Origin of the sequence: Brachybacterium paraconglomeratum (assembly GCF_039541415.1) — a bacterium.
Classification (GTDB): Bacteria; Actinomycetota; Actinomycetes; order Actinomycetales; family Dermabacteraceae; genus Brachybacterium; species Brachybacterium paraconglomeratum_A.
Genome location: NZ_BAABGE010000007.1, coordinates 760,949 through 774,545 on the forward strand (window position 1 = coordinate 760,949; position 13,597 = coordinate 774,545).

Consider the following 13,597-nt stretch of genomic DNA (forward strand, 5'->3'; position numbering starts at 1 on the left):
ATGGTAGCTCAGGGCCACGCGTCGGCGTACAGCCGGCGGGTGTCCGCAAGCAGTATCGGAACTGCCTTCGTGCGCGCGACAATGGGCAGGAAGTTGGCATCGCCCGGCCAGCGCGGCACCACGTGCTGATGGAGGTGGGCGGCGATCCCGGCCCCCGCCACCTCGCCCTGATTCATGCCGAGATTGAACCCCGCCGGCCTCGACACCGCACGGATCACGCGCATCGCTGTCCGGGTGAGTTCGGCGACCTCGAGCACCTCGGCCTCATCCAGGTCGGTGTAGTCCGAGACGTGCCGGAACGGGCACACCAGCAGGTGGCCGGCGTTGTACGGATAGAGGTTCAGGATCACATAGGCGCGCTCGCCCCGATGGACGATCAGCGCCTCCTCGTCGGAACGCTGCGGAGCGGCGCAGAACGGGCACTGCTGGTCGTCGTGGGGATCCTCGGGCTTGTTCTCCCCGCCGATGTAGGCCATCCGGTGCGGAGTCCACAGCCGCTGGGTGTCGTCGGGGACGCCCGCGAAATCGCGGGCGTCCTCGACGACGGGCTCGTCGCTCAGCTCGGGATCCGAGCTCACACCTGGGCCTTCGTCGCCACGGCCTCGATGATCCGCTGGACCGCGGTGTCGACGTCGATGCCGTTGTCCTGGCTTCCGTCGCGCATGCGGAAGGAGACCGCGCCCTTCTCCTGGTCCTCACCGCCGGCGATGAGCAGGTAGGGCACCTTCTCCTTGGTGTGGGTGCGGATCTTCTTCTGCATGCGGTCGTCCGAGGAATCGACCTCGACCCGGATGCCGTGAGCGCGAAGCTTCGCGGCCACCTCCTCGAGGTAGGGCACGTACTCCGCGGCGACCGGGATCCCGACGACCTGCACCGGCGCCAGCCACACCGGGAACGCCCCGGCGTAATGCTCCAGGAGCACGCCGAAGAACCGCTCGATCGAGCCGAACAGCGCGCGGTGGATCATCACCGGACGCTGGCGCGAGCCGTCGGAGGCGGTGTATTCGAGCTCGAACAGCTCCGGCTCGAAGAAGTCGAGCTGGATGGTGGACAGCTGCCAGGTACGGCCGATCGCGTCCTTCGCCTGCACAGAGATCTTCGGGCCGTAGAAGGCGGCGCCGCCCGGGTCCGGGACCAGGTCCAGGCCGGAGGCGGTGGCGACCTCTTCGAGAGTGCGGGTCGCCTCCTCCCAGGTGCTGTCATCACCGACGGACTTCTCGGGGTCACGGGTGGACAGCTCCAGGTAGAAGTCGTCCAGGCCGTAGTCCTTCAGCAGCCCCAGGACGAAGTCGAGGGTCGAGGCGATCTCCTCGCGCATCTGCTCACGGGTGGTGTAGATGTGCGCGTCGTCCTGAGTGAAGCCTCGGGCGCGGGTCAGGCCATGCACCACGCCGGACTTCTCGTAGCGGTACACGCTGCCGAACTCGAAGAGCCGCATCGGCAGCTCGCGGTAGGAGCGGCCGCGCGAGCTGTAGATGAGGTTGTGCATCGGGCAGTTCATGGGCTTGAGGTAATAGTCCTGGCCCTGCTTGGTGATGTTGCCGTCCGCATCGACCTCTTCGTCCACGTGCATCGGGGGGTACATGCCGTCGGCATACCACTCGAGGTGCTTGGAGGTCTCGAAGAGGTTCTTCTTGGTGATGTGCGGGGTGGAGACGAAGGAGTAGCCGGCCTCGACATGGCGGCGGCGGGAGTAGTCCTCCATCTCCATCTTGATCATCGCGCCCTTGGGATGGAACACCGGCAGCCCGGAGCCGATCTCGTCGGGGAAGGAGAAGAGGTCCAGCTCATTGCCGAGCCGGCGGTGGTCGCGGCGCTCGGCCTCGGCGATCCGCTCCTGGTGCGCACGCAGCTCATCCTTGGACGGCCAGGCGGTGCCGTAGACCCGCTGCAGCATCGGGTTCTTCTCGCTGCCGCGCCAGTAGGCGGCGGCGGAACGGGTGAGCGCGAAGCCGTTGCCGATCAGCTTGGTGGTGGGCAGGTGCGGGCCGCGGCACAGATCGGTCCAGACCGTCTGGCCCTTCTTGTCGACGTTGTCATACATGGTCAGCCCGCCCTCACCGACCTCGACGCTGGCGCCCTCGGCAGCATCGCCGGCGTTCGACTTCAGCCCGATCAGCTCGAGCTTGTAGGGCTCAGCAGACTCCTCGACGCGGGCGGCGTCGTCGGTGATCTCGCGGCGCACGAAGCGCTGACCGGACTTGATGATCCGGTTCATCTCCTTCTCGAGCGTCTTGAGCGACTCGGGGGTGAACGGCTCGACGACATCGAAGTCGTAGTAGAAGCCGTCGGTGATCGGCGGACCGATGCCGAGCTTCGCCTCGGGGTTCGTCTTCTGCACCGCCTGGGCGAGCACGTGGGCAGCGCTGTGACGGAGGATCGACAGCCCATCCGGGCTGGAGATGTCGACGGCTTCGACGACCTGCTCTGCGGTGAGGGCGGTATCCAGGTCTCGCAGTTCGCCGTCGATGCGCAGGGCGACGATCGATGCGGCGTCTGCGAACAGCTCGGCACCCGTGGTCCCCTCATCGATGTGCTGGGACGATCCGTCGAGGGTGATGGCGATCTGGGCCACGGGAGTGCTCCTTGTGTTCGGGTCGAGCCGGCCGACGATGCCGGCTCCACGGATGATGTTAGCGGCCCACGGCCGGCGCAGGCGCGCAACCTCCCCGGCGAGGGAAGGGCAGACAGTGAGAAGCAGAAGAGCCCTGGTCCGAGGGACCAGGGCTCTTCTCATGTGGTGGGCGATACTGGGATCGAACCAGTGACCTCTTCCGTGTCAGGGAAGCGCGCTACCGCTGCGCCAATCGCCCAAGTCGGCACCATGAAGATACCGGCGGAGGTGGGTACGGGATTCGAACCCGTGTACACGGCTTTGCAGGCCGTTGCCTAACCACTCGGCCAACCCACCGGGTATGCCACACCAAAGGAAAAGGCGCTCCCGACGATCGTCGAATGCGCCGCTTCCAGAGCGGACGACCGGATTCGAACCGGCGACCCTCACCTTGGCAAGGTGATGCTCTACCAACTGAGCTACGTCCGCATGACACGGATCCGAAGATCCTGCCGTGGGCGATACTGGGATCGAACCAGTGACCTCTTCCGTGTGAAGGAAGCGCGCTACCCCTGCGCCAATCGCCCGAAGGTGCTGGCCACCCTCTCGAGTGGACCAGAAGAATCTTACATGGTTTCCGGAGCACCCCGGACCGAACCGGGTGTGACCTACATCCTGGCAGACTTCAGGGCGGCGTCGCACGAGAGCCCTCCTCCTTCTCGACAGGCCGCACAGGAGTCGACCTCCGCCTCACCGCCACACCCATCCCGTCGCAGCATCCGCCCTCCACCGCGCGCGCTGCAGGAGTGGATATCGCGGTGACCTCGGACACTGTGGGGTCTCAGCATTTGCGAAGCAGACCGGAGCGGAATAGTGTTTTCCTTCGTCGGCCCAGCCGATGTGCGGACGTAGCTCAGTTGGTAGAGCATCACCTTGCCAAGGTGAGGGTCGCCGGTTCGAATCCGGTCGTCCGCTCCATCCCTCCCCCGCGTCTTCGGACGCACCGGGCGATTGGCGCAGCGGTAGCGCGCTTCCCTGACACGGAAGAGGTCACTGGTTCGATCCCAGTATCGCCCACCACGAAAGGCCCCCTCGGAGCTCCGAGGGGGCCTTTCGTCATTCCACGGCTCGACCCTTTCTCCCCGTGCACCGCACCCTGCCCACCGCTGTTCGGAGAGTGCAGCCCTGGGTCGCGCGATGGACCCGTCAGATCAGCGATGCGATATCCCGAGCGCGAGCCTCGCATCCGGGTCCCGTCTGCGCAGAAGCCGTCTACTCTGAGGGCATGCAGATCTGGACCGGACAGTCCTACCCCCTGGGTGCCACCTTCGACGGCTCGGGCACCAACTTCGCCCTCTTCTCGGAGGTGGCGGAACGCGTCGAGCTATGCCTGATCGCCGAGGACGGCTCCGAGCGCCGGGTCGACATCACCGAAGTCGACGCCTACGTCTGGCACATCTACCTGCCATCGGTGCAGCCGGGCCAGCGCTACGGCTTCCGGGTGCACGGCCCCTACGACCTCGCCGCTGGTCATCGCTGCGATCCCTCGAAGCTCCTGCTGGACCCGTACGCGAAGGCCATCGCCGGGATGGCGAGCAATCACCCCTCGCTCTACAGCTACGACTTCGAGGACCACGAGGCCCGCAACACCGACGACTCCGCCGAGCACACCATGCATTCGGTGGTCGTCTCCCCCTTCTTCGACTGGGGAAACGATCACCCGCCGGCGCATGAGTACCACGACACCGTGATCTACGAGGCGCACATCAAGGGCCTGACGATGCTCCATCCGGACATCGACGAGGACATCCGGGGCAGCTATGTCGCGATGGGCCACCCGGCGATCATCGATCACCTCAAGGAGCTGGGAGTCACCGCGGTCGAGCTGATGCCGGTCCATCAGTTCGTGCAGGACGGCCACCTGGTCGAGAAGGGCATGCGCAACTACTGGGGCTACAACACCATCGGCTTCTTCGCCCCGCACAACGAGTACGCGCACGCCGGGGAGCTGGGCCAGCAGGTCCAGGAGTTCAAGCAGATGGTCAAGAACCTCCACGAGGCAGACATCGAGGTGATCCTCGACGTGGTCTACAACCACACCGCTGAGGGCAACCAGATGGGTCCCACCCTGTGTTTCCGCGGCATTGACAACGCCGCCTACTACCGCCTGGTCGAAGAGGACAAGGCCCACTACTACGACACCACCGGCACCGGGAACTCGTTGCTCATGCGGACCCCGCATGTGCTCCAGCTGATCATGGACTCGCTGCGCTACTGGGTCACCGAGATGCATGTGGACGGCTTCCGCTTCGATCTGGCCTCCACTCTGGCCCGAGAGCTGCACGAGGTGGATCGCCTCTCGGCATTCTTCGACATCATCCAGCAGGACCCGGTGATCTCCCAGGTGAAGCTCATCGCCGAGCCCTGGGATCTGGGCGAGGGCGGCTATCAGGTGGGCGGCTTCCCACCCCTGTGGTCGGAGTGGAACGGCAAGTACCGCGACACGGTGCGGGACTTCCACCGGTCCGAGCCGGGCACGATCGGGGACTTCACCTCGCGCCTGGCGGGCAGCTCCGACCTCTACCAGCACACCGGCCGCACCCCGATCGCCTCGATCAACTTCGTGACCGCCCACGACGGCTTCACGATGCGGGACCTGGTCTCGTACAACGATCGCCACAACGACGCCAACGGGGAGGACGGGAAGGACGGCGAGAGCCACAACCGCTCCTGGAACTCCGGTGTCGAGGGGCCGACCGAGGACCTGGAGGTGCGCGAGCTGCGCCTGCGCCGTGCCAAGAACCTGATGGCCACGCTGCTGCTGAGCCAGGGTGTGCCGATGATCCTGCACGGCGATGAGATGGGCCGCACCCAGAACGGCAACAACAACACCTACTGCCAGGACAACGAGCTGTCGTGGATGGACTGGGAGCTGAACCAGTTCGAGATGGAGATGCTCTGGTTCACCCAGCAGATGATCACCCTGCGGAAGGAGCATCCGATCTTCCGGCGCCGCCGCTTTCTGAAGGGAGTGGTGCGCGACGAGGCTGACTCCCCGCTCGCAGACGTGGTCTGGATCGGCACCGACGGGGCGCTGATGACCGACGAGGACTGGAACGATCCCCAGAACAAGTGCCTGACCATGTTCCTCAACGGCTCCGCGATCCCCGAACCGAACCTTCGCGGCGAACGCATCATCGATGACTCTGCGCTGGTGATGTTCAACGCCTCCGGCAATCCTGTGGACTTCACCCTGCCCTCGGCCGAGCACGGCTCGGAGTGGAAGGTCGAGCTGGGCACCGGCGGCACGATCGACATCGGGGATCAGCTCGAGGCCGGCCAGACGATCAGCCGGCCGGCCCATTCTCTGCTCATCCTGCTGCGCCCGCCGTTGGAGGAGGATCAGGGTGAGGAAGCTGCCGCCCCGCGGGAGAACCGCGACGAGCAGGGAGAGATCCGCCCCAACCGCGCCTGAGACCGTTTCGCCCTGCCCCGGGGCAGCGACGAGGCTCCGGGGCCGTGATGAAGGAGAGCATCGACCCGTGAGCACCGATACCGTCCACCGTCCCGCCGCCCGGGGGCGCGAGTCCGCGACCACGACCGGTGCCCTGCGCGCCATCCGGCCCATCCCGACCTCCACCTACCGGTTGCAGCTGCACGAGGGCTTCACCGCCGACGACGCCGCCGCAGTGGTCCCGTACCTCGCCCGGCTCGGGGTGGGGCACCTGTTCTGCTCTCCCGTGCTCCAGGCGGCGCCCGGGTCCACCCATGGCTATGACGTGGTGGACCATTCCCGGATCAGCGAGGAGATCGGCGGAGAGGAGGCGCTGCGCCGACTGGCTGATACAGCCCATGCCCATGGGATGGGACTGATCGTCGACGTGGTGCCCAACCACATGGCGATCCCCACCCCGATCTGGCACAACCGGGCGCTGTGGTCGGTGCTGCGCGATGGGCCTCGCTCCCCCTTCGCCGACTGGTTCGACCTGGACCCCTCGGCCGAGCTGTCCATCCTGGTGCCCGTTCTCGGCCGGACCATCGGTGCGGTTCTGGCCGACGGGGAGATCTCCGTGGGCCCGGAGGAGATTCCCCAGGCCGATGGCACCACCGCGGTGGAGACCGTGGTGCGCTACTTCGACCATGTGCTCCCGGTCGCTGCGGGCACCGAGCATCTGGGCCTGACGGATCTGCTCGAGCGGCAGTGGTATCGCCTGGCCTACTGGAAGGTCTCCGACGAGGAGCTGAACTACCGGCGCTTCTTCGACGTCGACACCCTCGCCGGACTCCAGGTCGAGCTTCCGCACGTGTTCGAGGCGACCCACGCGACGCTGCTGCGCCTGCAGGGTGAAGGGGTGATCGACGGCTACCGCATCGATCACCCCGATGGTCTGGCCGATCCCCGCGGCTATCTGCGTGACCTCGAGAGCGCCACCGGCGGGGCCTGGACCGTGGTGGAGAAGATCCTCGAAGGGGAGGAACAGCTGCCCGGCGACTTCCCGTGCGCGGGGACCACCGGATACGACGCCCTCTGGCGGGTCGGAGGACTCTTCCATGACCCGCACGGCGCGATCGGGCTGACGCATCTGTGGCAGCGACGCACCGGGGACCAGCAGCCCTTCGAGGAAGTCGCCGAGGAGTCGACGGACCTGATCATCTCCACCAGCCTATGGGCGGAGGTCGAACGGCTGACCAGCCTGATCCACCGCATCTGCCAGGAGGACATCCGCCTGCGCGACACCACCCGTCGGAACCTGCAGAAGGTGATCGTCGCGCTGCTGGGCTCGATGGACCGCTACCGCGCCTACATCGTCCCCGGCGAGCCGGCCCCCGGCTCCGAGCGCGCCGTCCTCGAGCAGGCCGCGGCACGTGCGCGGCAACGGCTCGGTGAGGACGAGGACGTGGTGACCACCCTGGAGACCGTCCTCGCCCTGGTCTGCGGAGACGAGGTGGGCAGCGCGGGCCGCACTCGCAGCGCGGAGCGGGACGAGGTGGTGGTGCGCTTCGCACAGACCTGCGGTCCGGTCCACGCCAAGGGGCTCGAGGACACCGCCTTCTATCGCTACACCCGCTTCCTCCCCGTCAACGAGGTCGGCGCAGATCCGGACCGGATCGGAGTCGAGCCGGACCAGCTGCATGACCATGCGCTGTCGATGGTGCTCAACCGTCCCGATGCGATGACCACCTTGTCCACGCATGACACCAAGCGCAGCGAGGATGTCCGGGCACGGCTCGCAGTGCTCACCGAACAGCCGCTGGAATGGGCACTGGTGGTCCAGGATCTTGACCGGGCCACCGCCGACCAGCGCGGCGACCGGGTCGATGGGGCGATCGAGCTGCTCCTCTGGCAGACCCTCGCCGGCTGCTGGGAGCTTCCCGGCTCCTCTGCCGCGCCGCTGAGCGCGGAGCGGCTCGAGGGATATCTGCTCAAGTCCATGCGGGAGGCGAAGAGCTTCACCACCTGGACCGAACAGGATGCGGACTATGAGCAGCAGGTGCTGGCTCTGGGTCGGACGGCGCTGGAATCCACCGAGGTGCAGCGCATCCTCACCGACTGGACCCGCCGCACCGCCGCGGCTCAGCGCAGCGCGATCCTCGGGCAGAAGCTGGTGCAGCTGACGATGCCCGGGGTACCGGATGTGTACCAGGGCAACGAATCAATCGACCTCTCCCTCGTGGACCCCGACAACCGGCGCCCCGTGGACCACGCCCTCCATGAGGAGCGGCTGGCACGGATGATCGATGGCGCCGGACCCGACGGGATCGCCGACGAGAAGCTCTGGCTCACTCACCGTGCACTGGTGCTGCGCAGGGCGCGTCCCGAACTCTTCCAAGGACGGGACGCGACCTATCACCCGCTGCCCACCACCACGGGGCATGCGGTCGCCTTCGGTCGAGCGGCCGCGGACGGGAACGTCGAGGTCGTCACCGTCGTCACCCGACTCGCTCATGGGCTCGCACAGCGCGGCGGCTGGGGAGACAGCTGGATCGCGCTGCCGCTCGGACACTGGCGGGACGCGCTCAGCGGAGCCGAGTTCGACGGCGGTCAGGTGGCCCTCGGCGAACTGCTCGACGCCTGGCCCGTCGCACTGCTGGTCCGCACCACAGGAACCGAGGAGTCGCGATGACCACCGCTTCGGCGAAGAGTCAAGACACCCGCCGCTACGACCGCTTCGAGCTGTGGGCCCCGGCCGCCCACTCCGTGGAGGTGCGGATCGACGGGGTGGTGCACCCGATGAGCGCCAGCGCCGAGGGCTGGTTCCAGCTGCCCGGCGTGACTGCAGCGCCCGGAGCCCGCTATGCCTTCCGACTCGATCAGGGGCAGCTGTGGCTGCCCGATCCGCGGTCCCTGTCCCAACCGGACGGCGTCCATGGCGACAGCGAGGTGCTCGATCCTCGGCAGCTGCGCTCCGCAACGTCCTGGGAAGGTCGGAGCCTGCGCGGCCGGGTGCTCTACGAACTTCACGTCGGCACCTTCACGTCCGGGCCGGACGGGAGCGGAGGCACCTTCGATTCCGCCATCGAGCGGCTCGACGCGCTGGTGGAGCTGGGCGTCGATGCGATCGAGCTGCTGCCGGTGGCGACCTTCCCGGGTGATCGCGGCTGGGGCTATGACGGCGTGGGCCTGTATGCGGTCCATGCCGCCTATGGCGGGCATGCCGGACTGGCGCGCTTCGTCGAGGCCGCGCACTCCCGCGGACTGGCGGTGCTGCTCGATGTGGTCCACAACCATCTCGGGCCCTCCGGGAACTACCTGGGCATGTTCGGCCCCTACTTCACCGACCAGCACGAGACCCCGTGGGGCGAGGCCGTCAACCTCGACCAGCCGGGCTCCCGCCAGGTGCGCGACTTCCTGCTGGGCAGCGTCCGGCAGTGGCTGGTGGAGGTGGGCCTGGACGGGCTGCGCCTGGATGCCGTCCACGAGCTGCAGGATGACTCCCCGCAGCACTTCCTGGCAGAGCTCGCCGAGGCAGTCGCCGCCTGGGAGGCGGAGACCGGCCGTGAGCTGACTCTGATCGCAGAATCGGACCGCAACGACCCGGCCACGGTCACCCCCACCATCACCGGGGGCCTCGGCATGGACATGCAATGGGCCGATGACGTCCACCACGGCGTGCACGCCTGGATCACCGGTGAGCGGGCGGGCTATTACGGAGACTTCGGGAGCGCGGAGGCGCTCGCCGACGTGCTGCAGCGAGTCTTCCTGCATGCGGGCACTTTCTCCACGTTCCGCGATGCGGTGTGGGGAGCTGCCGTGGATCCGGCGTCCGCGGACTACGACGCTCACTCCTTCGTGACCTTCCTGCAGAACCATGACCAGGTGGGCAACCGCGCGAGCGGGGACCGCATCCACCATGGCCTCGACCCCTCGCAGCAGGCCGCAGCGATCGCTCTGATCCTGCTGGGCCCGGGTACGCCGATGCTGTTCCAGGGCGAGGAGTGGGCGGCTTCGACCTCCTTCGCCTACTTCACCGACCATGATGACGAGCTGGGAGCCCTGGTGAGCGCTGGGCGGGTCGCGGAGTTCGCCGCCATGGGCTGGGCCGAGCAGGTCCCGGACCCGCAGTCACGAGCGACCTTCGAGTCCTCGATGCTGCGCTGGGAGGAACGGGAACAGGACGGCCACGCCCGGATGCTCCAGTGGTACCGCGCACTGATCTCCCTGCGCCGGGAGCATGCGGACCTCCACGACCCGGATCTTCGCCGCACCCGGGTCGAGGTGCTTGCCGAGGAGACCGTGCTGGTGCACCGAGGGGAGCTCGCCGTGCTCGCGCATCGGGGTCCGGGCCCGCTGGCTGCAGGCCCTCGCGCGACCGAGATCCTTGCCAGCTTCGGCGAGGTGGACCGCACGACGGACGGCACCCTGACGATGTCCGGACCCGGGGCAGTGGTGCTGAGACCCCTCGCAGACGGCTGAGACCCGGGGCTGAGGCCCGCGCCTGTGACCGCCGGCTGAGCTGTCGCCGTACGACGTCTCGCCGCCGCCTGCGCAGATCAGGAGGCGGCGTCGCCCTCGCTCGTCCGCAGCAGTCCTGCGCCGTCATTCGCGAGTGAGGCGAGCCGGGAGAGCGAGCGCAGGTACTTCTTGCGATAGCCGCTGCGCAGCAGCTCGGCGGAGAACAGATCGCTGAGCACGGAGGGTGCGTCGTCGCTGACCCGTGCACCGGCGCCACCCGGCTCGAGAGCGACCAGGGCCGGCACCTCACGGTCGTACAGCCGGTCCACCAGGACCACGAACCTCAGGGCGTCGTGATGGCGGGTGAGCCCGTGCATGCCGGTGAGGTGGGCGCTGGAGACCTCATCGATCATGGCGCCATAACGGGAGGGATGCACCGTGCTGAGGTGCTCCAGCAACGGGTCGAAGTCGTCGAGCGTCGCCCCCGGTGTGGTCTGGGCGTGCTCAGCCACCTCCTTTTCAGCGAGAACGTGGATCTCGGTGACCCCATCACGTCGTCGGTAGTCCTCGCCGTCGATCCGCAGCACCTGGAACCGCTCGGCCATGGCCTGGATCTCCCGCAGGAAGTCCTGAGCGGCGAAGCGACCCTCACCGAGCGCGTCCGGGAGGGTGTTCGAGGTGGCGACGATCGCGACACCGCGATCGGAGAGCTCGCGGATCAGGCGGGTCATCAGCAGGGTGTCCCCGGGATCATCGAGCTCGAACTCGTCGATGCACACCAGCTGCGATTCGCTCAGCAGGTCGACCGCCTTCTGGAATCCGAGCGCTCCCACCAGATCGGTGTACTCCACGAAGGTGCCATAGACGCGCGCCCCGTCGACCGCATGGAACAGGGAGGTGAGCAGGTGGGTCTTGCCGACGCCGAAGCCGCCGTCGAGGTATATGCCGAGCGCGGGTGCCGGCTTCCGGCGCAGGCGGGCCAGGAAACCGCCGCGCGGCCGTCCGAGCTCAGCGGCGAAGGCGGTGATGCGCTGCTTGGCTTCCTCCTGGGAGGGGAACGCTGGATCCGGAACGTAGTTCTCCAGCCGCGCCCGGGCGAACCTCGGCGGCGGCACCAGATCTGCGAGCAGGCGCTCGAGGGTGGGCGCTGGCCGGCGGTCGCTCAATGCATCGGTCACGCCGGTCAGTCTAGGTGCCGTCCCGGTCGTTCAGAGCCGGAGCCCGATCGATCCTTCGAGAGCGGGCGCTGCGGGATCGCGCACCGGTACCTCGATCGTGCCTACGGACTCCTCCAGTCCCAGCACCTGCACCAGGTAGTCCGCGAGCCGCCGTTCATAGCGAGCCGGGTCGCGATTCCACTCCCGGGTGTGCGAGGCGCCCTCGAAGGGGACGAAGTCGATGAGGTCGGGACGCAGCGCGGCGAGTTCCCGACTGGGCTCCGGCGGCACCGTCTCGTCATCCAGGGCATGGAAGAGGAGGGTGGGATGCGTGAGGCGCTCGGCGTAGTACGGGGGTGTCATCTCATCCAGTGCGAGCGGCTCGTGCAGGCGCACCATCCAGGCGCCGAACTGGGAGGTCATCATCCACAGGCCGAGCTGCCGCATGGGCGCGGGGGCTTTGAGCGACGTCGCATGATGGATCAGGATGTCCTGCCAGTCCACCGCCGGGGAGTCGAGCACCAGCGCGGCGATGCGGTCGCGATGCACGGAGCGCACGGACGTGCGCAGCGCGATGCCACCACCCATCGACCATCCCACCAGCACGATCCGACGTGCTCCCTGCGCCAGCGCATAGTCGATCGCCGCTTCGGTGTCCTCCCACTCAGCAGCTCCCAGATGGTGCATGCGGTCAGCGGACGGCGGCGCGCCGACATCATTGCGATAGGTGATCGTCAGGCTGGTCAGCCCCAGTCTGTGCAGCAGCGGGATCACCCGGAGCGCCTCGCCGCGCGCTGAGCCGTGTCCGTGGATGAGGATCGCCCAGGTGTCCTCCTGGCCGCCGGCGGAGCCGTGGGCCGTCTCGGGCCGGACCAGCCAGGCGGGCATGTGTCCCACCGGCGAGTCGATCTGGACTTCCTCCGTGGCCAAGCCGTGCGCGGTCTGCGGCGTTCCGGCCCAGAAGAAGCCGTTGCTCGCGGCGCCGTCGGCCTCGAGCGGCTCGGCCGTGTCGGCGGCCCATCGCGGGCGAGAGACGGTGGTCGGCGTCGGCTGTCCGTTCACCGGTCCCAGCCGCACGTGCACGGCGCCGCCGCCCTGGCGGAGGGCGAGCACGCCACCGCGGCGGGTGACCTTGGTGTCGTCCAGATGTACCCGATCCGGATACACCGCGCGCACGGCCACATCACGGCGGCCGCGCAGGGTCTCGCGGGGCACCAGGGGCAGCCTGGCCATCACTCGCGCGCCCGCGGTGAGCAGGCCTGCGCTGAGCGCGAACATCGACGCCGCACCGATGGCCCCATATACCGCTACCTCCGGCCATCGCGCCTGGTCGGGACGATGAGGGCGGGGCAGGTAGCGGCCGATCGAGCCAGTGGTCGGGCGGGTCCGGGGTAGGTCGCGCGTCATACCGCGCATCCTATCCGCGGGCTAGGATCGACACTGTGAACACCTCGTTCACCATCCTTCACGAGCGATCGCCAGCTCGTGCGAGCGATGCCCTCGGGCATCGCAGAATCGGAGGCTTCCAGATGTCCACCGAACCTATCGGCACCCGTCCGTACCCGATCTCCGTCAGCGATCTCGAGTGGCGCGAGCGCCTCTCCCCTGGTGAATATCAGGTCCTCCGCGAGGGCGGCACCGAGCGCCCCGGCACGGGCGAGTATGAAGAGGTCCGCTCGGCTGGCACCTACGCCTGCAAGGGCTGCGGCGCGGAGCTGTTCACCGCGACCACTCAGTTCGACGCCCACTGCGGCTGGCCCGCCTTCTACGCGCCCACGGACTCCGACGCCGTGGAGCTGATCGAGGACGTCTCCCTGGGGATGCGTCGCATCGAGGTGCGCTGTGCCGGCTGCGGCTCGCACCTCGGCCACGTCTTCGAGGGTGAGGGTTTCGCGACCCCGACGGACCAGCGGTACTGCATCAACTCGATCAGCCTGGTCCACAGCGATGACGCGACCCCGGGCGACGTCGACCCCGCGTGACCCCGCAGGG

The 13,597-nt window shown here is 67.9% G+C and carries 8 protein-coding genes and 6 tRNA genes; 6 read left to right on the forward strand and 8 right to left on the reverse strand.

The window, feature by feature from the left end; genetic code table 11:
* Positions 1 to 8: 8 nt before the first annotated feature.
* From ABD893_RS12705 to ABD893_RS12730, 6 genes are all read right to left on the reverse strand, one after another.
* A complete protein-coding gene (locus ABD893_RS12705) occupies positions 9 to 578 on the reverse strand; it encodes an HIT family protein (protein WP_345080664.1) in 570 nt (189 codons plus the stop codon).
* Positions 575 to 2,575 (reverse strand): threonine--tRNA ligase, encoded by a 2,001-nt coding sequence (gene thrS, locus ABD893_RS12710; RefSeq protein ID WP_345080667.1) that lies wholly within the window; start codon positions 2,573 to 2,575, stop codon positions 575 to 577. The genes ABD893_RS12705 and thrS overlap by 4 nt, the downstream gene beginning before the upstream one ends.
* Before the next feature lie 163 nt (positions 2,576 to 2,738).
* A tRNA-Val gene (locus tag ABD893_RS12715) sits at positions 2,739 to 2,813 on the reverse strand.
* A 27-nt stretch (positions 2,814 to 2,840) separates the two neighbouring features.
* Positions 2,841 to 2,911: transfer RNA gene (locus ABD893_RS12720), tRNA-Cys, on the reverse strand.
* A 59-nt stretch (positions 2,912 to 2,970) separates the two neighbouring features.
* Positions 2,971 to 3,043 (reverse strand) — tRNA-Gly (locus tag ABD893_RS12725).
* Positions 3,044 to 3,069: 26 nt separating this feature from the next.
* A tRNA-Val gene (locus ABD893_RS12730) sits at positions 3,070 to 3,141 on the reverse strand.
* A 315-nt stretch (positions 3,142 to 3,456) separates the two neighbouring features.
* Here ABD893_RS12730 and ABD893_RS12735 point away from each other — a divergent pair.
* From ABD893_RS12735 to treZ, 5 genes are all read left to right on the forward strand, one after another.
* Positions 3,457 to 3,532, forward strand: a tRNA-Gly gene (locus tag ABD893_RS12735).
* 27 nt (positions 3,533 to 3,559) lie between these two features.
* Positions 3,560 to 3,634: transfer RNA gene (locus ABD893_RS12740), tRNA-Val, on the forward strand.
* 205 nt (positions 3,635 to 3,839) lie between these two features.
* Positions 3,840 to 6,029 (forward strand): glycogen debranching protein GlgX, encoded by a 2,190-nt coding sequence (gene glgX / locus ABD893_RS12745; protein WP_345080670.1) that lies wholly within the window; start codon positions 3,840 to 3,842, stop codon positions 6,027 to 6,029.
* Positions 6,030 to 6,096: 67 nt separating this feature from the next.
* Complete coding sequence (treY, locus tag ABD893_RS12750; RefSeq protein ID WP_345080673.1) at positions 6,097 to 8,679, forward strand: malto-oligosyltrehalose synthase; 2,583 nt, start codon at positions 6,097 to 6,099, stop codon at positions 8,677 to 8,679.
* On the forward strand, positions 8,676 to 10,469 hold the full coding sequence (gene treZ, locus ABD893_RS12755; protein ID WP_345080676.1) for a malto-oligosyltrehalose trehalohydrolase: 1,794 nt from the start codon (positions 8,676 to 8,678) through the stop codon (positions 10,467 to 10,469). Before treY ends, treZ begins: the two co-directional genes overlap by 4 nt.
* A 77-nt stretch (positions 10,470 to 10,546) precedes the next feature.
* On the opposite strand, the gene zapE is transcribed toward treZ, so the two are convergent.
* Both zapE and ABD893_RS12765 read right to left on the reverse strand, forming a co-directional pair.
* Complete coding sequence (gene zapE, locus ABD893_RS12760; RefSeq protein WP_345080679.1) at positions 10,547 to 11,626, reverse strand: cell division protein ZapE; 1,080 nt, start codon at positions 11,624 to 11,626, stop codon at positions 10,547 to 10,549.
* Between the two features lie 30 nt (positions 11,627 to 11,656).
* Entirely contained in the window at positions 11,657 to 13,012 is a 1,356-nt protein-coding gene (locus tag ABD893_RS12765) for an alpha/beta hydrolase family protein (RefSeq protein ID WP_345080682.1), read from the reverse strand.
* A 122-nt stretch (positions 13,013 to 13,134) separates the two neighbouring features.
* Here ABD893_RS12765 and msrB point away from each other — a divergent pair, with 122 nt between their 5' ends.
* Positions 13,135 to 13,587 (forward strand): peptide-methionine (R)-S-oxide reductase MsrB, encoded by a 453-nt coding sequence (msrB, locus tag ABD893_RS12770; protein ID WP_345080685.1) that lies wholly within the window; start codon positions 13,135 to 13,137, stop codon positions 13,585 to 13,587.
* The last annotated feature ends 10 nt before the right edge of the window (positions 13,588 to 13,597 follow it).